The organism is Ligilactobacillus agilis (assembly GCF_025311475.1).
In the GTDB taxonomy this organism is placed as follows: Bacteria; Bacillota; Bacilli; order Lactobacillales; family Lactobacillaceae; genus Ligilactobacillus; species Ligilactobacillus agilis.
This window is the reverse complement of record NZ_CP104397.1, coordinates 187,453-213,839: the sequence shown is the minus strand read 5'-3', so window position 1 is coordinate 213,839 and position 26,387 is coordinate 187,453. Positions and strand designations below refer to the sequence as shown.

Below are 26,387 nucleotides of genomic sequence, written 5' to 3'. Positions count from 1 at the left end.
ATGTTATCCTCTCTTTTTTAAGTATGCTAATAAGTAATATAGAGGTTTTGTGATGTACGTTCTTTTGTTGTTATAAATTAAAAAGAGTATTAACCCATTCAACATTCCAAATTTACTATCTACTTTTTTATAATTATTACCAAATTTATTATTATTTAATATGCTATCTATATTATCTTTTGCACTATTATAGTTTAATTTTTCTAATTCATTTTTATAACATTGAACACAAGCACAAATATAATCCACTTCCACCTGCTTCAACAATTCTGTATATCCTTTATCATGGCAAATCTGAATCAAATGATTATAAACTCTATCTATACTATTTAATTTATTCTTATCATATCCATGTTGCATCGAATCTTTTCTAATACGATAATAGTATACTGCTTCATTATTTTCTTCATCAACATAAATACTATTTGCATCTAACAGAACTGGAAAGATAATATTTAAATCTTCGCCATAAGTTACTTTCTTATCTGAATATTTTAAATTTTTAACTAGTAACTCTTTTTTTATAACTTTTGCCCATCTAGAAACAGGTACACCTCTATCCATGAAACCACCATTATTCAATAATCTTGGATACACTATACTCTTCAATTCTTTTTTTTCGTATAGTTTAGAGACCAGTAAAGATTTATCTTCTCTTTCTTTTCCTCCGTTTTCATAAGGCATCAAAATTTTATTTAAAATAAGATCTGGTTGCTTTTTTTCTAGAACTTGTGTAATCCTCTCCATGTACTTATTACTTATCCAATCATCCGCGTCAATAAATACTACGTATTGTGTATCTTTACTTGTTCTCGCTAATCCATATTGCCAAGAATCAACTAAACCACTGTTTTTCTTATGAAAAACTCTTATATTCGCATATTTTTTTGCATATTCATCACAAATATTTCCACTATTATCTGTAGATTCATCATCCACCAATATCAAATCAAAATTCCTACAGGTTTGATTAACAATGCTCTCTAGGCACGCTTTCAAATATTTCTCAACATTATAAACTGGTACTATAACTGATATATTCACTGTACTCCCCCTACTTATTTAGTATTACTTAAGAATTCCTTAAATCTAACCTTAATTGGTCGCAATTTATTTCTTATTAATCTATTAATTTTCAGCAGAATAAAAATAAAATAATCTTTATACTTAATAGAATTGAAATTATTAGGTAATGTCATATTATTAGAAAATAGATATCTCTTCAACTCATCAGTCACTGTTACAAAAAATGGACCTAATCCCAAATCATTTCCTTTAAATTTATTATATACATCAACATACTCTATATTTAGATTACATATCTCTGCAAAATATTCAAGATTACGATGATACACATCTGTTTTATTCAAAACTACTAACTTTAGATTCTTATTAGATGAAAAAATCATATTTAAAGGAATCGTTCCGTTAATACATACTACCACACTAGCAGCATTAACCAATTCCATCATTTTTATTAAATCCATTTTTTCTGGATGGTGTATTTCAAAACCGTTATTAAAAAATACTTTTTCTAATGTAGATTCTCCAACTTCCTTCTTTTTCGCATCTGAATATCCAGTTCTTGTAAAATAAACTTTTCGATTGAAGTCATCGAAATGAGCTACACTATTATCTATATTTTCTTGAATTAGTTTGAATACAGCCGCATATTCCTTCGTATACCAAACCCCTGGTTTGGCCCCTTGTTCTGGTACAAATACTTTTTTAAAACTCATAGGTTTATCAACATGCAGTAGGTTTTCATTTTTTACACCCAATAGCTCAATAATTCTTTTCTCATTTCCACTTATCTTTCTATCACCAGTATATGCTACAGTAATATTTTTTTTTAATTTTAACAGCGCCCATAATTTAGTCGTACAATCTACTAGAAAATGCCCATAGTGACTACTGATACAGCCGATATAAACAACTTCCTTATCCATTTTGCTAACCACAGTTGAGTATTCATATAAACCACCTTGAGAAACCCAATCTCCCGTATACGCTGATTCTTGTACAAAATTTCCTTGGCTATCTACAACCCCACCTTTACCCCATTTTCCATTCTTTTCTTCACGATAATCTTCCTTTAACGGCAATATAGTAGCATTGTCGTAGCACTTACAACTTGGCTGTTTATCACTCAAATGTTTCTTTTGGGCAAATTTCTTTGATTCTACTTTCAGTGACTCACTCATCACGTAATCATAACTAATATTCATTGACTAGTATCCTCCAATTATTAAAAAACGTTTAACATACTACTTGCACGAATGTTAAACGCTCTTAATTAATAATATATTATCCATCTGTAACTTTTAAAATAATTTTTTTATCTATCGTATCATCAAACTTTCTAGCAAAAAAACAATCAGAAAATCTTAATTTATTATAGTCCTCCATCTTCCATATATGAGGATGCTTGCTATCTTTTTCATCATCAAATACTATATATCTTAAATTATCGTTCTCTATACGCTCTTTTAAGCTACTGTTTTCAATAATAGTCTGTAAAAATAGCTCATCTGGGATGTAAGAATTCCCAAAAATCCATTGTATTGATTCACTCTTACTCAAGACATACCGAACAATATCATCAGGAAGACTAAACCATTGACTACCATAGTACAATTTAAGCTTATTTTTTTTCACAAAATCTCGCCGTAATATTTTTTCTTGTATTAAAATTAACATTCTATCAATATTCGAAAATACTTGAGGAACTAAGCCATCCTGACCTTTATATTTTATGAAAAACCTTCTGACTGATATCCTTCTATAAATACTTCTCCAAAATCTGCCATTTTGGGGATCTACTAAAGTCGACTCTATATAAGCTAACTGTTTATTATCAAAAAAATTATGGATTTCATTTTGATTCTTCAGAGGTAAGTCGTTACCACTTAACAAATGATAATATTTATATTTACCATTTTCAGTAGCAGCCCTTAGCAGTGCTAACTCAGCTAGCACCATATTAAAACCTCCCCAAATAATAGGGTATCTCTCAGTAATAAAGTTTAACTGTGCAGTCTTGGTTTTATATTCCTTAAATGATGAAATTTCACTTTTTAAATCAATATGGATATAAATATCATTTCTTTCATCATCCAAAGACTCTATTAATTTATGGAGTGTATACGTACTTTTATGAGCTAATATTAAATATGCATGCTTTATTTCTTTCGTCATAACCTAATCTAGCCTTCTTGAACATAAAATTTCCTTAATATTTTTGCACTTTGCCTAATATCAAAGCCGTTAATTTTAGCTTTCTGTATAGCTAAATCGGACTGTAAACTTCTATCATTATATCCGGACATATCTAAAATTTTATGGGCCCACCTATTAAAAGAGTCATTCAAAGATAACATTGCTACTGTCTCATCAGATAAAATAACTTCCTTAGTGACAGTATCAGCCATCACTAAGGGTAACCCATTTAATTGCCACTCTATTGCAACCAATGGTACACCTTCAAAAAGTGATGGTAACACCATTACATCTAAGGCCTGTAAATAATCTTCAACATTATCAACATTGCCTGTAAAAATTACCTTTTCTGCCAAATTATACTCAATTACTTTTTGTTCTATATTTTCTTTTGTCTGACCGTCACCCATTAAAAAAAGTTTTGCATTTGGGTGAAACTTTACTAACTCTTTAAAAACATCAATTAGATATTCTTGATTTTTTTGCGCTACGAAACCACCCACATGTCCAATTGCTAAAGCGGAGTCCAATTTTAATTTTTCTCTTTGCGCTATTCTCGTACCTTCATTAAATTTATATTTATTAACGTCTCTTCCATTTTTTATAACTGTAAAGTCATCATGCTGATAAAGCCACTTTCCTGCTTCTGTACCACAAGCTAAAGCAACATTATAAGTACGATTAAAAATCGGTCTTAACAATTTATTTACTAGCTCATGATTAGTTTTTGTATTATGAGAATGTGCTACTCTAATTCCACAACCCGCTATTTTCGCAGACAACAGCTCTATAGCTAAAGTAGTACTATTTCCATTAGCATGAACAACATCTATCCCGTTTGAACGTATAAACTTGGTTAATGCCAAAAAATATTTAATCGGGTTAGTTTGTCGATTAGGAAAATCAACTATTTTACAACCTATTTCTTCAAATTTCTTCTTAATATTCATTTCTGACCTTATAGTATTAGCAATGTAAATATCAAGATTATCTTTATCCATTACTTCCAAGTTTGACAAAATTACATTAGTTATTCCGTCATATATCAAGCCAACAGTACTTATGACTAAAATTTTTCTATTCTTCATCTTTTGTTACCAATTTATTTGCTATTTTCTCAAATAATTTACAAAAATGCGCATTATTATTTAAGACATTCGCCCTCATCTTTGAGACAATATCATCATACTCATTAAGAACATTTTTTAAATCATGTTCATCTTTAACAACTATTATGTTTTTATAGCGATCCCTTTCAGCCGTAGCAAATTCCAGTTGATGATCATTAACATGCTCGTGATATTTCTCACGTCTTGGAACAACTATTGGAACCTTTCCCAGTTGAAGTGGTTTCATAAAAGAAGATGGCCCACCATGAGTTATAATAATCCTTGCTCTAGACATCATTTCATTCATCTCAGGATATGAAAGAAAATCCTTCCATTCACAACGTGTTGGCTCATAAGTCGAATAACCTGTCTGAATAAAAACATTGTCCTCGATGTAACCATTTTTCTTTAAGTCATCTATCTCTTTTATCAATCTATTAAATTGTTGTTCATGCGTACCAACCGTCACAAATATCATCAAAAAATACTCCCTAAATTCTTAGCTTTCGGATAGACTTTCTTCATTTCTTCCCATTCAACAATGAATTCATCTGCCACTGGATATACCATTCGTCCCGTAACAGTTGATTTATCTATTCGATCGAAAACCTCCACATAGATAGTCTTAGCTCCAAAAAGCTTTCCTAACCAAAAAAAAGGCACAGCAACTGCTGCTCCAGAAGAAATAATTAAGTCAGGTTTCTCTCTACGCAGTGTTTTCCAAGCTAACCATGTATTGATAATCAACGCTTTTAATGATCTATTAGTAGGATAATAGCAAGGTATCAGCTTTTCCTCAGCTAATAAACTTTGGGCATCCTCTTTATCGAATGTTACCCAAAATCTCTCGTGCTTCTCCCAAAAAGGTTTTAACATGTATAAATGCATGAGATGCCCACCAGATGAACCGACTAAACAAATTTTCATACTTATGTCCTCCATATACTCAATCTAAATAATTAATACGCTCCATTAGGGACAATCATCACCTTAAATGTTAAAAAAATAATTTTTAAATCTAGCCAAATACTTGCGTTTTGAATATAATGTAAATCCAGATTAATCATCCCATCAAAATCAGTATTACTTCTATCGGTAGCCTGCCATAATCCTGTGCATCCAGGTAAAACGTATAATCTCTGTTTAGCATAGTCAGTATACTCCTTAACTTCGCTTGGGAGGCCTGGCCTTGGCCCCACCAAACTCATATCTCCTTTAAGGACATTTATCAATTGTGGTAACTCATCTATGCTATATTTACGAATAAACCGACCAACTCTCGTAATACGTGGATCATCCTTCATTTTAAACATTGGCCCTGAAACTTGATTATATTTCCTTAAATTTGGAAGTATCTTTTCTGCATCCGTCCTCATTGACCTAACTTTAAAAATCTTGAATGGCTTTCCGTTTTTTCCTACCCTAGTTTGGGTAAAAAAAACCGGCCCCCCGTCATCAAGCTTTATAAATAATGCTACGATGGTTAAAATTAAAACTACTGGGAATAAAGCTAGCAAACTCAGTATTATATCTCCCAATCTTTTGAAAAATCTATATACATATCTTTGATTAATCTTTTTGGAGTCCAATTCTACCAAATTTTCTTCCATTTATTAAACCTCCAAAAATAATAACTATCTTTTTAAAACAGCTACACTACTTCGTAGTATACAACAAAAATATTTACAAATTATAAACTGAACTATTTATTCATAAACATACCACTTAGATAATAGCAAAAATTCCCCCATATTACCACTTTATCTAATTTAAAAATACTTTTTTATTATTTTTTTAATTTGTGTGATTTATGATAATCGACTAGCACTTACCTGCTTTTTCTAGTAAAATTACATACTGGAACATAGAAAAATTGTAGTTATCAATTACATCTTTGGAGGCATACAATGGAAAACACCTTTTCCCATCTTCTAATTTTAAGAGAAAGCTGGGCAAAAAAACTAAATTTTAAAATTTTCAATTACACTTTTGATGAAATTCTTTACTTTATTGGTTTTTCTCTCTACCTAGGCGCTCACTTTATAACTGGTACCATGTTTAATACTGGGGCTATACCTTATAAAATATTTATGGCTAGTGCTGTAATCGTAGGCTTCAAAATTATTTTATATAATCCTATCAAAAAAATTTGGACTGCTGCACTTTGTATATTGCTCATGTTTATTTTTCATATCAGTGCTAGCCACTCTAATTTACCCGATATATTCTACTATTACATCATGATTCTTGGAGCCTTTAATGTTGATTATAGAAAGATAGTCAAATTAACTATCATTGAAGTAGCTATTGGCTTACTCATTACTTTTATTAGTGCGAAAATGGGAACTATTATAGGCTTAACCTATGATAGAAATAATGGGTCTTATAATTTAAGGTATGCCTTAGGAACCATTTATCCTAGCGACCTAGCTGCTCGTATTTTTTATATGTCTACTTTTTATGTAATGTATCGAAAATTTCGTTTGTCCATTCCGGAATACCTTTCACTATTACTACTAACTGTATGGACATACCTTGTAACTATTACTAAGTTAGACACAATTTTGATGATGCTTTTAATTATCACAGCAGTATTTTATAGTAAGATTGTTGGTATTCTAGAAAAAATCACATATAAAGCTATGATATACGCAGAATTAGTAGCTGTTGCTGCTATTTGTTTACTGTCTTATTTCTACACAGATAGTAATCCTATTTTGCGTGCAATCAACAACATTATTACAGGTAGACTCTATTTTGCTAGAGAGGCTTTTAATCGCTATAACGTTACGCTATACGGGCAAAACGTCTTACAAAATGGGAGCGGTGGAATTCACCATGGCTCTTTTGATTATTTTTATATAGATTGTAGCTATATTCGTCTTTTGATGATGAGTGGTTTGGTTAGCTTTGTTATTGTTATTGGGTTACTAGCTTACTTAACCTATTATTTTGTCAAAAACAAATTCTACCCTCTACTGATTGCTTTATTCCTTGTTTTCCTTAGTTCATTTATTGACCAACATCTGTTAGAAATTTCATATAATATCTTACTATTATCTTTATTTGCAAATTGTAGTTACTTTTTTGATAATATTGTTCCTTTCAATAAATCAGCTGAATAACTCTTATGTGGCTTGATTTCGGTACTCTATCGAAGTCAAGCTATTTATTTACTAAATTATATTAAAAGAATCAATTATAAACTTAGACTACTTAATTCAACATGCCAATCTTCACCTATATGCAGTCTTTAGTTAAATTTTAAGCCAAAGAAAAAGGACTCTAAAAAACGCACAGATTTCTTAGAATCCTTTGAAAATAATGTACTTAACTCTTCGAGAAGAAGCGATAAAATAAACTATTTTAACGCTCCACTCCATTGATCAAATAAGTACCATTTACCACCTATTTGTTGTTGACCATACTGCATTTGGCCTTGATTGTTATAGTAAACTGTCTTATTTTGATTTGCAATGTATTGGAACCCTGTCTTCATCGCCCCACTCCATTGATCAAATAAGTACCATTTACCGCCTATTTGTTGTTGACCATACTGCATTTGGCCTTGATTGTTATAGTAAACTGTCTTATTTTGATTTGCAATGTATTGGAACCCTGTCTTCATCGCCCCACTCCATTGATCAAATAAGTACCATTTACCGCCTATTTGTTGTTGACCATACTGCATTTGGCCTTGATTGTTATAGTAAACTGTCTTATTTTGATTTGCAATGTATTGGAACCCTGTCTTCATTGCCCCACTCCATTGATCAAATAAGTACCATTTACCACCTATTTGTTGTTGACCATACTGCATTTGGCCTTGATTGTTATAGTAAACTGTCTTATTTTGATTTGCAATGTATTGGAACCCTGTCTTCATCGCCCCACTCCATTGATCAAATAAGTACCATTTACCGCCTATTTGTTGTTGACCATACTGCATTTGGCCTTGATTGTTATAGTAAACTGTCTTATTTTGATTTGCAATGTATTGGAACCCTGTCTTCATCGCCCCACTCCATTGATCAAATAAGTACCATTTACCACCTATTTGTTGTTGACCATACTGCATTTGGCCTTGATTGTTATAGTAAACTGTCTTATTTTGATTTGCAATGTATTGGGACCCTGTCTTCATTGCCCCACTCCATTGATCAAATAAGTACCATTTACCACCTATTTGTTGTTGACCATACTGCATTTGGCCTTGATTGTTATAGTAAACTGTCTTATTTTGATTTGCAATGTATTGGAACCCTGTCTTCATCGCCCCACTCCATTGATCAAATAAGTACCATTTACCGCCTATTTGTTGTTGACCATACTGCATTTGGCCTTGATTGTTATAGTAAACTGTCTTATTTTGATTTGCAATGTATTGGAACCCTGTCTTCATTGCCCCACTCCATTGATCAAATAAGTACCATTTACCACCTATTTGTTGTTGACCATACTGCATTTGGCCTTGATTGTTATAATAAACTGTCTTATTTTGATTTGCAATGTATTGGAAGCCAGTTTGTTTAACTCCATCTTTATATAGATACCACTTGCCTCCCTCATTGTATTGACCATTTTTATTAGTAACTTGGTTTGTCTTGTTATTCAAAACTTCATTACTTAAGTTATAAGTAACACCATCAATCGTAACTTTACCAGTTAATTTCTTTAAACTACTGTCATAAATGTTAAGTTGCCCATTCCGAGTAACAAAGTAGTATGCTGTATTCCCAACCACTTTTTCCTTAACGTATGAAATTGAAGAATCATTGTTGAAGATGCTAGCCTTCAAGTAGTTACTGTAAGCAGTTGGAACATTCTTTGTTAATGCACTTGTATTACCTAAAGTTTTTGTATATACAAGTTGGTTGGTGTCGAAATGAGTATCACTCCAAATCATACTTGGTCTGAAGTTAACAATGTGTACCTGGCCCATTTGGTCAAAGGCTAACCCAAAGTAATTGGCCCCAAAGCTATATTGATCCCAGCCATAAGCTAATGAGTACGCATGGCCGTTACCATCAGCACCTGCATTAGAACCACCACTAGTAGCTGGCATATCATCGTATAGCATCAAGTTAAGTGTTTGGAAAACAGCCTTCTTCAAGTCATACATCGTAGTCTTACGGTTAGTAGTCATCGTCGCTGCGTAATTCAAAGCAGTTGAACCATAATCCTCTGAATAACCGTGTAACCTATAAGATGAGTATGCCTGCTTCAAAACAGCTGTATCATGAGTGCCAGTTGTAATGCTATGACGATTGTTGGTATAGCCTTGGGCAACCTTAACGGCTAATCCCAATGAGTCCTTGGTAATCATTAATTGCCAAGTATTGGAATCCTGCCCATTAACAGCCCAAACACTTTGTCTAGCAGTGTTAAGTAGTTGAGCAGCGAAGAAGTTAACTTCTTTCAACTCACTATCAGTCAAGTTAGCGTAGTCATTAATTACCTGCACCTTGTCATTGCGGGTGTCACCACTGTACTTAACTGCATCTAGGTTATCATAACTATAGTTGTAGCCCCGATTGTAAATGTTATTACCATTGGAGCCAACTACAGCTTCATCTACATCGTTATAGAAAGTTAAATTATTTTGTGAAGCACCTTTCATTGTTGTTGCCAACGTACTAGCAGCTTGCTTAGCCGCTTGCGTATTATTATTACGCGGTGCCTTCTTAACTGTATCAGCATTGGCGCTCCCGTCTGCCAACACCTTTCCAGTTTGACTAGCTTGGCTAGCAGTATCGCTTCCCACACTAGCTGTTGCCGAACTAGTTGCTACTTCAGCCACGGAAGAACTACTAGAAGAACTGTCTGTATTTGAAGAAGGTTCTTCAACATTTCTAGTAGTAGTCTGATTAGTAGAACTGGTCTCAGCATTGAGGTAACTGGTGCTGCTACTTTCTGAAGTTGAAGTAGCGGCTTGCAACTTAGTTAGAACTTGTGCTGCTTGACTAGTCGAATTAATCTGGTCGGCTAAACTAGTCTTACTTGCCTGTGAACTCTGAGTAGAATTTGAGTCATTTGCAAGTACATTAACGCCACTTGAATCAGAACTTGTATTTACATCGTCCGCCTTTGCTAAAGTGGCGCCTCCCCCAAATATTGCAGTAAGCGTCATACCTAATAACACCTTCTGCAATACCTTGTTCATAGAAGTTTTCCTCCTTTCGATTGCATTATATCAAGCTTTAAAACACTTTCTGAGTAATTCCTCATTCTTAAACTTTTCTTAAGAAAAAATTCATATTTGCAACAAAATAATATTTGTCTACACCTTGTATATATAAGATTGTTTTTTTATTAACTAACATATCCGCCGTTATTACATTCTTTTAATTCATCTATGATACAATGAAACTTGAATTAGGTAGACTATTAGGAGTAATTTTATGACTAAGAAACTTTCAATTATTGTTCCATGCTATTTAGAAGAAAAAACTATCCCACTTTTTTACGCAGCGGTAGAAAGAATTAAACCTCAGTTACCCAAAATTGAATTAGAGTATTGGTTTATTAATGATGGTTCAACCGATAATACATTAAACGAAATAAAAAAACTAAATCAACTCAATCCTCATCAAGTTCACTACGTCTCATTCACCCGAAATTTTGGCAAAGAAGCAGCACTATATTGCGGTTTAAAAAACGCTACCGGTGACTATGTTACTGTTATGGATGCAGATTTACAGGACCCACCTGAAATGCTACCAGAGATGTTTTCTTATCTTGAACAAGGCTATGATTGTATTGGTACTCGTAGAATGAACAGAAAAGGTGAGCCTCCTATTCGTTCATTTTTCGCCAAGCTCTTTTATAAACTAATTAATAAAATCTCAGATACAGAAATAGTGGATGGTGCTCGTGATTACCGGTTAATGACGCGGCAGATGGTAGATGCAATTTTAGAAATGACTGAATATAACCGCTTTTCTAAGGGAATATTCAGTTGGGTGGGCTTCAAGACGAAGTACCTTGAATATAAAAATCAAGAACGGATTGCAGGTAAAACCTCTTGGAACTTTTGGAAGTTATTTACCTATTCTATCGACGGAATTGTCAATTTTTCTCAGTTTCCCCTGGACCTGGCCTCGTTTTTTGGATTTATGTCTTCACTATTTTCCGGCTTAGGGATTATTTTCATCATTATTCGTTACCTAATTCATGGCGATCCGACTAGCGGCTGGGCTTCGACCGTCTGTATCATTCTTTTTGTCGGCGGTATTCAACTAATGTTCTTGGGAATCATTGGAAAATATATTGGCAAGATATTTACCGAGGTTAAGCACCGCCCTATCTATATTGTTAAAGAAAAAAAATGAGACGTTAATTTCTATAAGAAACATATGAATTAAAACGCAAGGAATAGTTATGTTTTTTTACCCAAAAACTGAAACTTGAAAATAAAAAATGGCGCAAAAATTCTCCTATACTAATAAAATAGATATATGCACAGGAAGATTTCGCGGATTTTCACAAAACTCTAGGTGTGAACGTTTTCGCACTTGGAGTTTTTTCATTTCTTATGAGAAATTTTAAACATCTTAAAGCACGAGTCTACTTGCAAACTTGTTTTGGCAAGAAAAAAGTTCCATGAAAACTGCATGAGCTTCATGGAACTTATCTAAAAATATTTATTTTTACACAGTTGTTGACAAAGAGCCAAAAATATTTACTTTTACATAGTTGTTGACAAAAAGCCTGAATCCTTTAATCAAGTTATCAAAGCCACAAATTTTACTAATGTATATGCTCAGCAAAATATATTATGGCACTTAATTAATAAATAGTGATAATAATTAATTTATCGAACTTTTCATCATACACTAATTTTTTAATATTACTTCATTAGCAAATTTTACTGCTTTAAAGCACCTGAATAGGGATCAAAATAATATTTTTTTCCATTAATTACTTGCCAACCGTATAACATATGACCATTTTTATCATAATAAACTGTTTTATTTTGATCACTTAAATAGGTAAAACCTGTGGACATTTTACCTGTCTTTAAATCAAAATTATACCAAACATTCCCTAATTTCTTTTGACCTGTCTGCATTTTACCTGATGCTTCATCGAAATAATAATAGTCTTTACCTATCTTCTGCCAACCATACTGCATTTGTCCATTACTTGCATAGTAGACTGTTTTATATTGTTCTGGAATATATTGGAAACCAGTTTGCATCGCTCCGCTCCACTTATCAAATAAGTACCACTTGCCATTTATCTGTTGTTGACCATATTGCATCTGTCCATTATTTGCATAATAAACTGTTTTATGTTGTTCTGGAATATACTGAAAACCGGTTTGCATCGCTCCACTCCACTTATCAAACAAGTACCACTTGCCGTTTATCTGCTGTTGACCATATTGCATCTGTCCATTATTTGCATAATAAACTGTCTTATATTGTTCTGGAATATATTGGAAACCAATTTGCATTGCTCCGCTCCATTTATCAAATAAATACCACTTACCATTTATCTGTTGCTGACCATATAACATATGACCATTTTTATCATAATAAACTGTTTTATTTTGATCACTTAAATAGGTAAAACCTGTGGACATTTTACCTGTCTTTAAATCAAAATTATACCAAACATTCCCTAATTTCTTTTGGCCTGTCTGCATTTTACCTGATGCTTCATCGAAATAATAATAGTCCTTACCTATCTTCTGCCAACCATACTGCATTTGTCCATTACTTGCATAGTAGACTGTTTTATATTGTTCTGGAATATATTGGAAACCAGTTTGCATCGCCCCGCTCCACTTATCAAATAAGTACCACTTGCCGTTTATCTGTTGTTGACCATATTGCATCTGTCCGTTATTTGCATAATAAACTGTTTTATGTTGTTCTGGAATATATTGAAAACCGGTTTGCATATTACCAACTCTATCAAAAAGATACCAGTGATCATTAATCTTAGCCTGTCCGTACGTTATTTGACCCTGACCATCATAATACTGAATACCTCTAGTAGTGGGATTATAATAAAACACATTTGCTCTCAATTGTCCTGATGCTTTGTCGAAATAGTACACCTTACCATTAATAACTTGTCGCCCGTATTGCATCTGACCTTGATCATTGTAATAAACCGTTTTATTTTGATACCCTATCCACTTAAACTGCGATGTTAATTCATGACCATCTGCATCATCAAAATAATACCAATATCCGTTAATTTTTGCTTGACCATGAATCATTTTCCCTGTGTTATCATAGAAGACTGTCCTATTACCCTTGGCTAATTTTTGCCATCCATATTTCATCGCACCAGAAGCGCTATCAAATAGATACCATGATCCATTAATATACTGTTCTCCATACTGCATCTGACCTTGACTATTATAATAGACATTTTTTGTCTGACTAGCAATGTACTTCACACCTGTTTGCATCGCACCTGAAGCTTCGTCAAAGTAATACCAATGCCCATTAATATTTTGTTGGCCGTATTGCATTTGACCAGCACCGTTATAGTAGACCACCTTATTGCCATTATTAATGTGTTGGAAGCCAGTTTGCTTTTGGCCATTTCTATATAGGTACCAGTGACCGTTTTCGTATTTTTCCTGGCTAACTGGTTGATCAAAACGATAGAAGGAGTAGGTATTAATTACACTAATCAACTTGTTTGCATAGGCTGGATCCGTAGCATAGGTACCGTAAACCCCGTAGCGTAAGTTTTGGGCGGCTGCTTGATAACTGCCAGCCCTCTTAGAAGAATTAGGAAAGTTATTATTAATCATTTGCGCATAGCGTACAAGTGAATCGTAATAACTGCTATACTTTTGAAACTTAGCATTCACACGGTGATAAGCCCCACCATAATATTCTAATGTTGGCATCAAGACATATTCACCTATACCATTATACTTAACCCCAAATAAGTTATGAGCACTAGTTGCTAAAGTACTCTGTCCCCATGCACTTTCTAGTCCGGCTTGGGCCATCATTAAGGAAGCATATACCCCATATTCTTGAGAAACCTGCATGGCTGCGCTACCGATTTGGTTAACGAAATTTTGCACAGTCCAAGACGCGTTTGTTACACTTGGAGTTACGTTGGAGTTATTAGCCACTCCTGCTACGTTAGTTGCATCATGTGCCTTAGCCCCAGTACTAGCCGAAACATCATTTTTAATATCACCATGGTATCCATAATCAGTTTTAGGAGTAACTACTGCTTGATTAGTAGTTGCTAGTACCTTAGGTGCTACCATCTCCTTAACAGTAGCTTTGCTAGTAGTCACTATATTATTAGTAGTGGAGCTTTGGCTAGCTTGATTAACAGTCAAATTAGTAGTCGTATTTGAACTTGAACTAACACTGGCAGCTGGTGTCGTTGCTCGACTTGTAGGTGTAGAAATTGCCTCTTGACTAGGCACAGCAGTAGTGCTTGTAGCATGGGACTCGCTACTTGCAGAAGTTATACTCACTGAAGTTGCTTGTGAGCTGACTGAGCTAGTAGTCGCCGTTTGTTGTGGCGCCTTTTCACCACTATGAACAATCGAATCATTCGAACGTAGAGCGTGTACGTTGCTCGTAGTATTAACGTTAGTAGCTGCTGCAGTTACATTTGCTGTCTTTTCTGTTTGAACGTTATTAGCTCCAATCGTATCCGCATGTACTGAAAAACCGACTGTTCCCAAGGTAGTTAACAAAGTAACTCCGGAAGCCAAATATAATTGTTTTAACTTTTGTTTTTTATATTTTTTAACGAATTGCTTTTTTCTTGTTTTTTTCATAAAATTCCTTTCCATACTCCAATTCCCTAGTTAAATTCTAACTGTCCATTTTAAATTAAAGCGCAACACATATTATTAGTCAATATTTCCCATGTATTTGTTGACTAATTGAAATATTTATAAAATTTTCAAAAATCACTATTCTTGTTTCTAAATTAAACAAATACGAGCAGATACTACAAAGGATCCTTTCAAAAAACTTAAATCAAAATCCGGAGCATATTATACTATTTCGGTTCTATACTTTTTACTGTGTAATGATATATTCCATAATGAAATCTTTTTACCATAAAATATTATTGAAAACACAAAAAACCCCACGAGAACTACTCGAGTTCTATGGAGTCCACCTAAAAATATTTATTTTTACAAAACTATTTAACAAAAAGCTTGAAATTCATTAATTTACACTAACTTGCTTATAACTTCCCGTTAAGCTGTCCATCTTTTGAACAACTTTAGTTTGGGTATTAAAGCGATACATTCCTTTTAATACCGAAACTCCCGGGTTAGTAGCACTAGTGGTTCTAATTTCAATCAGATAATTATTATTTCCTTGATTTTGAGTAAAGTATTGATCACCAGTCTGCTTAACTACACCACTGGCAGCCTGAAATTGGCTGATAATGCCTTCATCGGCCAATTGGTTAGCTACTGAGGATACAGCTTGACTTGGAGCTGATGAAATATCTGCCCCTGTTTGAGTGCTATATTGTGAACTAGCTAATGTAGAGTTTTTAGTATTTACATAGGTGCTAGTTGTTGAACTGGAGCTAACTGCTGCCGCGCTAGATTTACTTGCTTCTTCAGCTAAAGCAGTCGCTACCTTTTGCTTATAAGTCTTAGCTTTTTGTTGTAACCCCGCTACTACCTTATAGCTAGAATCTAAATCTTCTAAGGATTCTAAGCTACCTTGGGCTTCATTATACTTTTGGGCTTGATAGTATTTTTGAATTTCCGCATAGTAGGTATTAGCTAAGTTAATTACACTATATTCCTTATTAGTTGCCTTAACTTGTTTAACAAATTCCGTCGGCTCAGTAACTTCCAGTAAGTCAGCTAACTTTGTCTTAGCATTCTTCAACTTATTAGCGTTTAAGTTATCCTTAACAATCTTTAAATCACCAGTATTAATTGCCAATTGGCTAACCTTTTTAATTTCACTATTCTTATATGGTTTTAAAGTTTCATAAGCTTTATTAACTCGGCCATTATCTAGTTGAGTCAAAGATTTATCATAGGCTATTTTAGCAGCCCTTACCTGACTGGTACTAGTAGATTGACTGGCACTTTGTTCGTTATCATTACTATTACCGCATCCACCTAACCCAGCAACTACTAGTACAGTAGCACCAATGGTTAGTAGGCTCTTTTTGAATTTCCGCATAGAAATCCCCCCTTTTCATCTAAAATTATACCCTTGTGATTAGATTATGACAAACTTTTATAGTAAAAGAATATTAGAAAATTTCAGCATTTTATACTCTTTTAACCAACTATCGCAATGGTACTTTTTGTAAATAATCCTACATTGCATAACTTAAACCGCATATTCGCTATCTACCTTGGTAGTCAAATAACAAAATATTTTCTTTAGGGCTACCTCACTATAGTAAAAAACACTACCAAATTCTATTAATTACTATAACAACGTCAATAAAATAATATTAATTAAGTAATCAACATTATTTCAATAACTTCAGTAATCTTAGAACTAGCTTATTATCAATAATTTTAGACTCATACATTTTGAATAAAACAAAAAGAGACTGAGAAAAAACTAAATTTTTAGCTAGAACTTAGAAATAACCGCAACAAAAAATGCTAGAACTCAATGTTTTCAGTAAACATAGTTTCTAGCACTTTATAAGTTTTGAGACTTTTTTCAGCTTCCTAAAAAATTATTATCAATGACGTTATATTTTTAATCAAACGCCATACATTAAATCGTGCGCTAATTTGGACCGACTAACTCCAAATCTTGCTAAATAACCATATGGATCCACGTGGTCTCCCCAAATATTATGGCTAACCCAATTATGGCTCTTAATTCCTCTAGTACCTGCACTACCAGCATCCAAAGTAAGTGGAATATCATATTTCCCAGCCATATCTCGTGCTAACCTAATGTAGGTAACATAATCTTGCCAAAATTGATTTCCGTTCCAGGTACGACCCAATTCAATCTGAACTGGAGCATTATGATTAGCATTGTATCCTGCTCCCCAAGAAACTTGGCCTGGCTTTCCAACTTGATAAACTTTACCGCCATCACCAACTACAAAAGTTACATACGTCTCACTTCTATTTAGATTATGCTTAAAGTAGCTAGCATTAGCAGCAGCCCCTGATTCAGTACCTACCTCATGTAAAACAATATAATTATTAGCAGCAATAGCATCGTCTCCTTCTCCCGGAGCTAACGCATAAGTATAGTCAATATTATAATTTAGAATTTGTTTACCATTGTTGTCAAAAGTATAATTAACACCATTTATAGTTACATTTCCTGTTCTCATTTGGCCACTATCTTTATCATAGTAATACCAATCATTTCCTTCTGTTTTCCACCCTCTGTACATATCGCCTGAAGCTGTATCAAAGATATACCAATGACCATTTATGTTTTGACGTCCATACTGCATCTGACCATTATTTGCATAATATACCGTTTTGTTTTGTTCAGAAATATATTGGAAGCCTGTTTGCATTGCGCCACTCCATTTATCAAATAAATACCAGTGACCATTTATCTGTTGTTGACCATACTGCATTTGAGCTGTACTTATATCATAATAAACCGTTCTACCATCAATTAATTTTTGAAAACCAACTAAAACCTTATTATCATTACCAAATAAGTACCACTTATCGATAATCTTTGCTTCTCCTTTTGAATGCTGTAAAACACCTAGCGAATTAAAAGTATAATATTCACTACCTACCTTATAGTTATTATTAGCTAATAAACTACCATCATTGCTAGCGTACTTAAGTGTAGCCGTCTTTGCATCATAGATTAGCTCATTTTTCTTCATTACTCCATTATCATCAAGATAATAAAGCTTATTATTAATCTTCTTTATTCCTCTATACAATTCACCCGAAGCAGTATCAAAATAGTAGTACTTTCCATTAATTAGTTGCCAGCCATATTGCATCTGGCCGTTATTTGCATAGTATACCGTCTTACTTTGTTCTGGAATATATTGGAACCCTGTCTTCATCTCACCACTTGCTTTGTCAAACAAGTACCACTTACCTTGGATTTGCTGTTGGCCGTATTGCATATGGCCATTTTTATCATAATAAACAGTCTTTTTCTGATCTTCCAAATAAGTAAAGCCTGTAGACATTTTCCCTGTTTTTAAATTAAAATTGTACCAAACATTTCCTAGCTTTTTTTGACCTCTCATCATTTCACCAGAAGCTAAATCAAAATAATAATAATCTTCGCCTATTTTTTGCCAACCATATTGCATTTGACCATTACTTGCATAATATACTGTCTTGTTTTGTTCTGGTATGTTTTGGAAGCCTGTTTGCATTGCGCCACTCCACTTGTCAAACAAATACCAATGACCATTTATTTGTTGTTGCCCGTATTGCATCTGACCATTACTTGCATAGTACACCGTCTTATTTTGTTCTGGTATATTTTGGAAACCTGTTTGCATTGCACCGCTCCACTTGTCAAACAAATACCAATGACCATTTATTTGTTGCTGCCCGTATTGCATCTGACCATTACTTGCATAGTACACCGTCTTACTTTGAGCCGATATATATTGAAAACCGGTTCTCATTGCACCACTCCATTGATCAAATAGATACCAGTGACCATTTATTTGTTGTTGCCCGTATTGCATCTGACCGTTACTTGCATAATATACTGTCTTATTTTGTTCTGGTATGTTTTGGAAGCCTGTTTGCATTGCGCCACTCCACTTGTCAAACAAATACCAATGACCATTTATTTGTTGTTGCCCGTATTGCATCTGACCATTGCTTGCATAGTACACCGTCTTATTTTGTTCTGGTATATTTTGGAAACCTGTTTGCATTGCACCGCTCCACTTGTCAAACAAATACCAATGACCATTTATTTGTTGCTGCCCATATTGCATCTGACCATTACTTGCATAGTACACCGTCTTACTTTGAGCCGATATATATTGAAAACCGGTTCTCATTGCACCACTCCATTGATCAAATAGATACCAGTGACCATTTATTTGTTGTTGCCCGTATTGCATCTGACCGTTACTTGCATAATACACCGTCTTATTTTGTTCTGGTATATTTTGGAAGCCCGTTTGCATTGCGCCACTCCACTTATTAAATAAATACCAATGACTATTTATTTGTTGTTGCCCGTATTGCATCTGCCCGGCGTTATTATAGTAAACCACCCGGCCGTCCTTTAACTTTTGGAAGCCAGTTTGTTTTTGGTTACCAACGTAAAGGTACCAGTGGCCCCCTTCGTTTTTCTCAACGTAAACTGCAGGTGTTGGGTAATCTTCCTTAGTTTCAGAAGTCTTAGCAGCTTCCGAACTAGCTGGGGCCACCTTGGCCTTAGCTTCAACACTAGCTGTCGCCACGCTAGCACTGGCCTGGCTTGTTACCGTCGTAGAAGCCTGGCTAGCCGGTGCTTCTGAACTAACCGCTTGACTGCTGGTGCTTGTAGCTTGGCTTGAACTTACAGGCACACTGGCTTCGCTAGTAGCTGTGGTTGCGACCGTGCTAGTAGCAGCACTGGTTGTACTTTCAGCCTGGCTAGTTGTTGTTTCTGAACTAGCCGTACTTGCCTGACTTTGACTACTTACAGTGGCCGTTACCGTCGTTGTTTGTGCTTGGCTCACCGTGTCAGCAGCTACTTGCTTAACGTTAGCACTTAAGCCCGCTACTAATCCCAAGAAGACAACAGGTGCTACCACCCAAGCTTTACCAGCCTTATACATTTTGTATCTCTTTTTTAATTCCAACTTTTTCACCCCTAATTTACTAACTTGCTTTATAGTAAGCGATACTGCATTAACTTGCAACGCCTTTATTGATTTGTTGTTAATTTGTAATTTATAAGAAAACCCCCGCCTCCAAAGTTCATCTTCAAAGACGGGGGAAATCCTAATTAAGTTTTACTTTTCAACTGGTTTCTTCCAGAAGCTCATAATTAAAGCGGCTACGATTGAGCCAACGATTACGGCTAAGAAGTAACCCCAAACGTTAGTTGCTAATGGTGATACCCAGAAACCACCGTGAGGAGCTGGAATACCAATCCGCATTGCACCAACGATGGCACCAGAAACAGCTGAACCTACGATACATGAAGGAATAACCCGACCTGGATCGGCTGTTGCAAATGGAATTGCCCCTTCAGTAATGAATGAGAAACCTAAAACCCAGTTAGTAACACCGGCACGACGTTCATCTTCAGTGTACTTGTTCTTGAAGAAAGCAGTCCCAATAGCAGTTGCAAATGGAGGAACCATCCCCCCAACCATAACGGCAGCCATTAAGATTGCAGCTGTTGCGGACTTAGGATCGTTAGCAAATGCCCCGGAAGCAAAGACGTAAGCAGCCTTGTTGAAAGGACCACCCATATCGATTGACATCATTCCGGCTAAGACTAAAGTCAAGAGAACTAAGTTACCAGTACCCATTCCGTTCAAGAAGTGAGTAATCCAAATGTTAATGGTACTAAAGATTGGGTTGATTACATAGTACATTACCAAGGCAATGAAGAGTAAACCAAAGATTGGGTAAAGTAACATTGGTTTCATTCCTTCAACTGAACGTGGTAGACCAGCGAATAACTTCTTCAAGCCTAATACTAAGTAACCAGCAATAAACCCAGCGGCAATCCCACCTAAGAAACCAGATGGAGAAGTTGAGTTAGCTTGGAAGTTAACGTGGTAAGCTCCACCTAATGATGAGTTAGCGATTGAGGCCATGAACCCCCCGACAAAACCAGGCATTAAGGCAGGCTTATCACCAATTGATTCGGCAATGTAAGCAGCTAAAACAGGTACCATGAAGGCAAAGGCTAAACTACCGGCACTGTTCAAGAAGATGAAGGCAGGGGCCTTAGCTCCACCCATGTATTGTTCAACGATGAAGGAGATTGCGATTAAAATCCCACCACCGATAACGAATGGAAGCATGTGGGAAATCCCGTTCATCAATTGCTTGTAGATGTTACCCCAAACAGTCCCATCTGATTCAGCTGACGAGCTGCTGTCATCACCAGTTGCGTGGTAAACGGAGGCGTTGCCGTCAAGCACTTGTTGAATCAAATCTTCTGGGTGTTGAATCCCGGCTGTAACCGGCTTGTTTACAAGTGGCTTGCCATCAAAGCGGCCCATTTCAACCTTCTTGTCGGCTGCAATTACGACCCCGACGGCCCGGGAAATTTCGTCAGCAGTCAAACGGTGCTTAACCCCTTCAGACCCATTGGTTTCAACCTTGATGTCAGCCCCTAAGGCCTTAGCAGCTTTCTTCAAGTTTTCTTCAGCCATGTATGTGTGGGCAATCCCGTTTGGACAGGCTGTTACGGCTACAATGTAAGGCCGACCACTGTTGGTGTTAGCGGCTGCCTTTTCAGCTTCTTCTTCCGCCTTGTTTTGAGCTTCTTTTTCAGCCACAGCCTTAGCAAAGATGTCTTGAACTTGGTCAGCAGTTGTTGAAGCTTTCAAAGCATTAACCACGTCTGGGTTCATTAAGACTTGGGATAAAGCAGCCAAGGCTTGAAGGTGTGTGTTGTCGCCGCCTTCTGGAGCAGCAATCATAAAGAAGAGGTGGGCTGGCTTGCCGTCCATTGAGTCGTAGTCAATCCCCTTTTCACTTCTAGCAAACATTACGGCTGGCTTCTTAACAGCCGTATCGTGGGCGTGTGGAATAGCGATTCCTTCCCCCATCCCTGTACTTGATTGAGCTTCACGTGCAAGGATATCTTTTTTATAGAGTTCTTCGTCACTGATAATTCCCTTGACGAAATAATTGTGAACCATTTCATCGATTACTTCGGCTTTAGTAGTTGCCTTTAAATCCATGATCATGATGTCTTTCATCAATAAGTCACGAATGTCCATGAATAAACACTTCCTTAATTTAGTAATTCTTTTTAGTATTCTTCAATCTTAATTAGTGGTAAGATTTCATCAATCTTAGCCTTATCAGCCAAGTCTTCGGAGAAGGCTGTGGCTGAACCACATGCTAGTCCATAGCGGAAAGCTTCTAGTGGATCTTTAGTCTTAGCGTAAGTTCCAACGAAGCCCCCAATCATTGAGTCCCCAGCACCAACAGAGTTAATCACAGTCCCTTTAGGGGCATAAGAGCGATAAACCTTGTCCTTAGTAATCATCAACCCACCGTCACCGGCCATTGAGATTAAAACATGTTGTGCACCTAAGTCTAATAACTTCCGCCCGTACTTAACGATGTCATCCATACCCGTAAATTCAACGTCGAATAAGTCTGCTAACTCATGGTTATTTGGTTTAACCACTAATGGCTTTTGTGCTAAGGTCTTGAGTAAACTTTCACCGGTAGTATCAATTACGAATTGGGCTCCCTTAGAGCGAATAAGTTCAATTAAATCAAAGTAAAAGTTATCATCAAGGTTAGGAGCTAAACTCCCAGCAAAAATAACCACGTCGTCAGCAGTTAGTTTGTCAAATTGCGCTTTGAAGGCCGCTACTTCTGCTTCGGAAATCTTAGGGCCCCGGCCATTAATTTCCGTCTCGCTTTGAGCCTTAATCTTAACGTTAATCCGTGTATCTTCAGCTACGGGAGTGAAGTTAGTCTTCAAACCAACCTTTTCCAATTCTTCCTTAACAAACTGACCAGTAAAACCACCTAAGAAACCTAGGGCAACGTTATCTAAACCAAGTTCTTTTAAGATCCGGGAAACGTTGATTCCCTTCCCACCTGGCAACTTGTTGTCATAGTCCATCCGGTTGACTTCACCTAAAGTTAGTTCTTTTAGTTGCACGATATAATCAATCGAGGGATTGACTGTTACCGTATAAATCATGTTAAAACCTCCTGAATGGTTGTTTGATTACTATACTGACCTGCAATACGTTGAGGTAACTTACTAGTAATGATGGTCGCCTGACCAATTTCGGCTACTTTCACAAAAGAAACAGCATCAAACTTGCTTGAGTCTGCCAAGACATAGACTTGTTCACTTTGCTCTATCGCCACCGCTTTAACCGCCGCTTCGTCGGGATCAGGGGTCGTGTAGCCATACTTAGGATGAATCCCGTTAATCCCTAGAAACGTCTTGTTAAACCGATACTTCTTCAAGGCTTCGACGGCTTCAACCCCCACAATCGCCTTCGTGGTATTCTTCAATTCGCCACCAACCAAGATGGTCCTAATCCCCCGGTCTGCTAATAGTGAGGCATGCATCACACCATTAGTAACAACCGTTAGCTGTAAGCTTGGATCTAATAAAGAAATTAAGGCTAAAGTAGATGTCCCCGCATCCAGATAAATTACATCTTCTGCTTGGACGTGAGCCTGAGCAGCCGTAGCAATCGCAGCTTTTTCCTGGGTATTTCTTGAAGCTTTCCCAGTCATATCCAATTCACGCTGGAGCGAATATTTAATCTTGGCTCCCCCATGAACCCTTACCAAGAGTCCTTGTTCTTCTAGGAGCTGTAGATCACGCCGCGCCGATGATTCGGAACATTGCGTTTGCTCACAGATGTCTTGGAGTTTGACGATGCTATTAGTTTTAAGCAAATTTAGAATGATTTGATGTCGTTCTTCTGCAAGCACTTTCATTACCTCCTTCAATATAATAGCACCCTTAAATCTAAAAATCAATCATAAAATTTCAAAAAACTTCAAATACCTTCATTTTTTCGGGAATTTACCGCCTGTTTTTGCTTATTTTTCATGAAAAAATCTGCCTTACTCACCAAAATCATCACTAACAGAAGCTTACAAACCTAATAAAGGCAAGGTTTACATCTATTATTTTAAATTTGTATTCGGTTTCTTAGTTGTTAATTTAAATTCATTCAAAATCAATCATAATCACCGACAAAACCATCAAGAAACCGCCACCAAAAATTAAAAATAGCGACAAATAAGGACTTTTCCTTACTTGCCGCTGGCACTTACTATTTATTTCCAAGCACGACTTGTCTAATTAATTTTTAAAGCTATGAATTGGTGCGGGAATTAGTCCCCCGCGGTTAATCATCTCTGCGGAACTAGCCGAATTTACGGCCATCACTGGAGCGTGACCAAGCAAGCCCCCAAATTCCACCTTATCACCTACCTTAGCACCGGGAACTGGAATTACCCTAACCGCGGTTGTCTTGTTGTTAATCATCCCGATAGCAGCTTCATCTGCAATCATGGCGCTAATTGTTTCGGCAGGGGTATCACCTGGGACGGCAATCATGTCTAACCCCACCGAGCAGACGGCCGTCATGGCTTCTAGCTTCTCGATGTTAAGGCAACCTGCCCTAACTGCATCAATCATCCCAGCGTCTTCCGAGACGGGAATGAAGGCTCCTGACAACCCACCGACTTGGCTACATGCCATAATCCCACCCTTTTTCACGGCGTCATTTAGCATCGCTAAGGCCGCGGTTGTACCGTGGGTTCCGACCTGTTCCAGGCCAATTTCTTCCAACACCTGGGCAACCGAATCACCCACTGCGGGTGTGGGTGCTAGCGAAAGGTCCACGATTCCAAACGGTACCCCCAAGCGCTCTGAGGCCACCGTTCCTACCAGCTGACCCATCCGGGTTACCTTGAAGGCCGTTTCCTTGATGGTGTTAGCGACCACATCTAGCGGTTGCCCTTTGACCTTTTCTAGCGCGGTTTTAACTACCCCCGGACCAGAAACGCCGACGTTAATGACCACATCGCGTTCACCCACTCCGTGAAAGGCCCCGGCCATAAACGGATTATCTTCGACCGCATTACAAAAGATTACCATCTTAGCGTTAGTCATCACATCTTTTTTCGAAGCTGCCACCACCACTTGCCCCATTTGTTTAACGGCGTCCATGTTGATTCCACTTCTAGTTGAACCTACGTTAACGGAGGCACAGACTAACTCCGTTTCCGCTAAGACCTGGGGCAAAGAGGCAATCAAGGTTTGGTCTCCGGTTTGGTGACCCTTTTGCACCAAGGCAGAAAAACCACCGATAAAGTTGACCCCCACTGCCTTAGCCGCCCTATCTAAAGTGTGAGCATACTTAAGGTAGTCCTTATCATGACTAGCAGCCGCAATTAAGGAAATTGGTGTTACTGAAATCCGTTTATTAATAATCGGAATCCCGTATTCGGCTTCAATTGCTTGGCCCACCTTAACTAGGTCCTTGGCCTTGCTCGTAATCTTGTCATAAATTTTTTGACAAGCCACGCTAGAATCACTGTCAATACAATCGAGCAGGGAAATCCCCATCGTAATGGTCCTAACATCTAGATTTTCGTCTGAAATCATATGAATTGTTTCGAGAATCTTGGCTGTTTCCATCGTTTTCCCTCCCTTATAGTTGGTGCATGGCTTGGTAGAGGTCCGCGTTACGGATATTAATTTCCACCCCTAACTTAGTTCCTAAATCTTTCAATTCCGTGGCGACTTGAACAAAATCCAGGTCCGCACTAGGAACTTCGACCATCATCATCATTGTAAAATAACCACTCATAATGGTTTGACTGACATCTAAGATATTAATCTGCTTTTGGGCTAAGTAGTTGCTGACGCCTGCAATAATTCCGACTTGGTCTTGCCCAACGGTTGTTAAGATTGCCTTCATTTAATCCACCTCGTTACTTAAATGTAAGTCTAGTATAAGCTATTGTTCGCTAAATCACAAATTATTTTTTGGACTTTGTAAAGTTTGTTCGGATAAAAAGGTGACTGGAAATAAAAAACCGACTGTTCGTTATGAACAGCCAGCTTTTTACCTAGACTAATTTTTCAACTTGACTCGAAATGTTAAACCAAGTTGACGGTGCATTTTGCTTAAAGTCGTCACTAAACTTACTAAAACCTGACCGGGGCGTGATGTAACCAACCGTTTCCCCTAAGGCCCCCCTGACTAAAAGCTTCTCATCGACTACTGCCCACAAGACCGTCCAGTAGGGCCCTTCTAATGCGTCTTCAAACATTAAGTCTGCCCCGGCTAAAATTCCATCTTGGATAACCGAATCCTCGGTAGCGTCAAAGCCATTAGCTAGGAGCCAGTCTAGTTTAGTTTTAACTTCAATCATGGTATCTGGAATTAAATTATACATGAACAACTTCC

Annotated in this window: 19 protein-coding genes; 2 read left to right on the top strand and 17 right to left on the bottom strand. The window is 36.5% G+C overall.

From position 1 onward, the window contains the following. Positions 1-3 precede the first annotated feature (3 nt). The 7 genes from N4597_RS00885 to N4597_RS00855 all read right to left on the bottom strand — a co-directional run bounded on the left by N4597_RS00885 (position 4) and on the right by N4597_RS00855 (position 5,938). Complete coding sequence (locus N4597_RS00885) at positions 4-1,044, bottom strand: glycosyltransferase family 2 protein (RefSeq protein ID WP_260904178.1); 1,041 nt, start codon at positions 1,042-1,044, stop codon at positions 4-6. 14 nt (positions 1,045-1,058) lie between these two features. Continuing rightward, positions 1,059-2,228 (bottom strand): glycosyltransferase family 61 protein, encoded by a 1,170-nt coding sequence (locus tag N4597_RS00880; RefSeq protein WP_260904175.1) that lies wholly within the window; start codon positions 2,226-2,228, stop codon positions 1,059-1,061. Between the two features lie 79 nt (positions 2,229-2,307). After that, positions 2,308-3,198: a beta-1,6-N-acetylglucosaminyltransferase gene (locus tag N4597_RS00875; RefSeq protein ID WP_172575798.1), complete on the bottom strand. Its 891-nt coding sequence runs from the start codon at positions 3,196-3,198 to the stop codon at positions 2,308-2,310. An 8-nt stretch (positions 3,199-3,206) separates the two neighbouring features. Then, entirely contained in the window at positions 3,207-4,220 is a 1,014-nt protein-coding gene (locus N4597_RS00870) for a glycosyltransferase family 1 protein (protein WP_239460524.1), read from the bottom strand. A gap of 76 nt (positions 4,221-4,296) precedes the next feature. Then, positions 4,297-4,806, bottom strand: coding sequence for a glycosyltransferase (locus N4597_RS00865; RefSeq protein WP_172575800.1), 510 nt, complete (start codon positions 4,804-4,806; stop codon positions 4,297-4,299). After that, positions 4,806-5,255: a PssD/Cps14F family polysaccharide biosynthesis glycosyltransferase gene (pssD, locus tag N4597_RS00860; RefSeq protein WP_172575801.1), complete on the bottom strand. Its 450-nt coding sequence runs from the start codon at positions 5,253-5,255 to the stop codon at positions 4,806-4,808. The genes N4597_RS00865 and pssD overlap by 1 nt, the downstream gene beginning before the upstream one ends. A gap of 32 nt (positions 5,256-5,287) precedes the next feature. Next, a complete protein-coding gene (locus tag N4597_RS00855) occupies positions 5,288-5,938 on the bottom strand; it encodes a sugar transferase (RefSeq protein ID WP_172575802.1) in 651 nt (216 codons plus the stop codon). Between the two features lie 297 nt (positions 5,939-6,235). Between N4597_RS00855 and N4597_RS00850 the strand changes: the two genes are divergently transcribed. After that, positions 6,236-7,453, top strand: coding sequence for a hypothetical protein (locus N4597_RS00850; protein WP_202021421.1), 1,218 nt, complete (start codon positions 6,236-6,238; stop codon positions 7,451-7,453). A gap of 236 nt (positions 7,454-7,689) precedes the next feature. Here the strand turns inward: N4597_RS00850 and N4597_RS00845 are convergent, their stop codons facing one another. Beyond that, positions 7,690-10,491 carry an SEC10/PgrA surface exclusion domain-containing protein gene (locus tag N4597_RS00845; RefSeq protein ID WP_260904171.1) on the bottom strand — a complete coding sequence of 934 codons (2,802 nt, stop codon included), beginning with the start codon at positions 10,489-10,491 and terminating at the stop codon, positions 7,690-7,692. Positions 10,492-10,729: 238 nt separating this feature from the next. Between N4597_RS00845 and N4597_RS00840 the strand changes: the two genes are divergently transcribed. Beyond that, positions 10,730-11,659, top strand: a complete 930-nt coding sequence (locus tag N4597_RS00840; RefSeq protein WP_204774091.1) for a glycosyltransferase family 2 protein — start codon at positions 10,730-10,732, stop codon at positions 11,657-11,659. A gap of 536 nt (positions 11,660-12,195) precedes the next feature. Here N4597_RS00840 and N4597_RS00835 read toward each other — a convergent pair. From N4597_RS00835 to N4597_RS00795, 9 genes are all read right to left on the bottom strand, one after another. Further along, positions 12,196-15,105 carry a glucosaminidase domain-containing protein gene (locus N4597_RS00835; RefSeq protein WP_260904166.1) on the bottom strand — a complete coding sequence of 970 codons (2,910 nt, stop codon included), beginning with the start codon at positions 15,103-15,105 and terminating at the stop codon, positions 12,196-12,198. Positions 15,106-15,505: 400 nt separating this feature from the next. Continuing rightward, on the bottom strand, positions 15,506-16,492 hold the full coding sequence (locus tag N4597_RS00830) for a hypothetical protein (protein ID WP_172575648.1): 987 nt from the start codon (positions 16,490-16,492) through the stop codon (positions 15,506-15,508). A 541-nt stretch (positions 16,493-17,033) separates the two neighbouring features. Next, positions 17,034-20,090 carry an N-acetylmuramoyl-L-alanine amidase gene (locus N4597_RS00825; protein ID WP_260904163.1) on the bottom strand — a complete coding sequence of 1,019 codons (3,057 nt, stop codon included), beginning with the start codon at positions 20,088-20,090 and terminating at the stop codon, positions 17,034-17,036. 153 nt (positions 20,091-20,243) lie between these two features. Next, entirely contained in the window at positions 20,244-22,196 is a 1,953-nt protein-coding gene (locus N4597_RS00820) for a PTS fructose transporter subunit IIABC (protein WP_089144690.1), read from the bottom strand. Positions 22,197-22,228: 32 nt separating this feature from the next. Further along, on the bottom strand, positions 22,229-23,140 hold the full coding sequence (gene pfkB / locus N4597_RS00815; RefSeq protein WP_056976923.1) for a 1-phosphofructokinase: 912 nt from the start codon (positions 23,138-23,140) through the stop codon (positions 22,229-22,231). Further along, positions 23,137-23,892: a DeoR/GlpR family DNA-binding transcription regulator gene (locus N4597_RS00810; RefSeq protein ID WP_285156438.1), complete on the bottom strand. Its 756-nt coding sequence runs from the start codon at positions 23,890-23,892 to the stop codon at positions 23,137-23,139. Before N4597_RS00810 ends, pfkB begins: the two co-directional genes overlap by 4 nt. A gap of 376 nt (positions 23,893-24,268) precedes the next feature. Beyond that, positions 24,269-25,612 (bottom strand): PFL family protein, encoded by a 1,344-nt coding sequence (locus N4597_RS00805; protein WP_260904157.1) that lies wholly within the window; start codon positions 25,610-25,612, stop codon positions 24,269-24,271. 13 nt (positions 25,613-25,625) lie between these two features. Continuing rightward, on the bottom strand, positions 25,626-25,895 hold the full coding sequence (locus tag N4597_RS00800; protein WP_050611340.1) for an ACT domain-containing protein: 270 nt from the start codon (positions 25,893-25,895) through the stop codon (positions 25,626-25,628). A 151-nt stretch (positions 25,896-26,046) separates the two neighbouring features. Further along, positions 26,047-26,376: a hypothetical protein gene (locus N4597_RS00795; protein ID WP_050611341.1), complete on the bottom strand. Its 330-nt coding sequence runs from the start codon at positions 26,374-26,376 to the stop codon at positions 26,047-26,049. Between the last annotated feature and the right edge of the window lie 11 nt (positions 26,377-26,387).

Coding starts and splice junctions, on each gene's coding strand:
- N4597_RS00805 (WP_260904157.1), bottom strand. CDS start 25,612: ATGGAAACAGCCAAGATTCTCGAAACAATTCATATGATTTCAGACGAA.
- pssD (WP_172575801.1), bottom strand. CDS start 5,255: ATGAAAATTTGTTTAGTCGGTTCATCTGGTGGGCATCTCATGCATTTA.
- N4597_RS00800 (WP_050611340.1), bottom strand. CDS start 25,895: ATGAAGGCAATCTTAACAACCGTTGGGCAAGACCAAGTCGGAATTATT.
- N4597_RS00795 (WP_050611341.1), bottom strand. CDS start 26,376: ATGTATAATTTAATTCCAGATACCATGATTGAAGTTAAAACTAAACTA.
- N4597_RS00840 (WP_204774091.1), top strand. CDS start 10,730: ATGACTAAGAAACTTTCAATTATTGTTCCATGCTATTTAGAAGAAAAA.
- N4597_RS00870 (WP_239460524.1), bottom strand. CDS start 4,220: ATGGATAAAGATAATCTTGATATTTACATTGCTAATACTATAAGGTCA.
- N4597_RS00855 (WP_172575802.1), bottom strand. CDS start 5,938: ATGGAAGAAAATTTGGTAGAATTGGACTCCAAAAAGATTAATCAAAGA.
- N4597_RS00865 (WP_172575800.1), bottom strand. CDS start 4,806: ATGATATTTGTGACGGTTGGTACGCATGAACAACAATTTAATAGATTG.
- N4597_RS00820 (WP_089144690.1), bottom strand. CDS start 22,196: ATGGACATTCGTGACTTATTGATGAAAGACATCATGATCATGGATTTA.
- N4597_RS00880 (WP_260904175.1), bottom strand. CDS start 2,228: ATGAATATTAGTTATGATTACGTGATGAGTGAGTCACTGAAAGTAGAA.
- N4597_RS00835 (WP_260904166.1), bottom strand. CDS start 15,105: ATGAAAAAAACAAGAAAAAAGCAATTCGTTAAAAAATATAAAAAACAA.
- N4597_RS00850 (WP_202021421.1), top strand. CDS start 6,236: ATGGAAAACACCTTTTCCCATCTTCTAATTTTAAGAGAAAGCTGGGCA.
- N4597_RS00845 (WP_260904171.1), bottom strand. CDS start 10,491: ATGAACAAGGTATTGCAGAAGGTGTTATTAGGTATGACGCTTACTGCA.
- N4597_RS00875 (WP_172575798.1), bottom strand. CDS start 3,198: ATGACGAAAGAAATAAAGCATGCATATTTAATATTAGCTCATAAAAGT.
- pfkB (WP_056976923.1), bottom strand. CDS start 23,140: ATGATTTATACGGTAACAGTCAATCCCTCGATTGATTATATCGTGCAA.
- N4597_RS00830 (WP_172575648.1), bottom strand. CDS start 16,492: ATGCGGAAATTCAAAAAGAGCCTACTAACCATTGGTGCTACTGTACTA.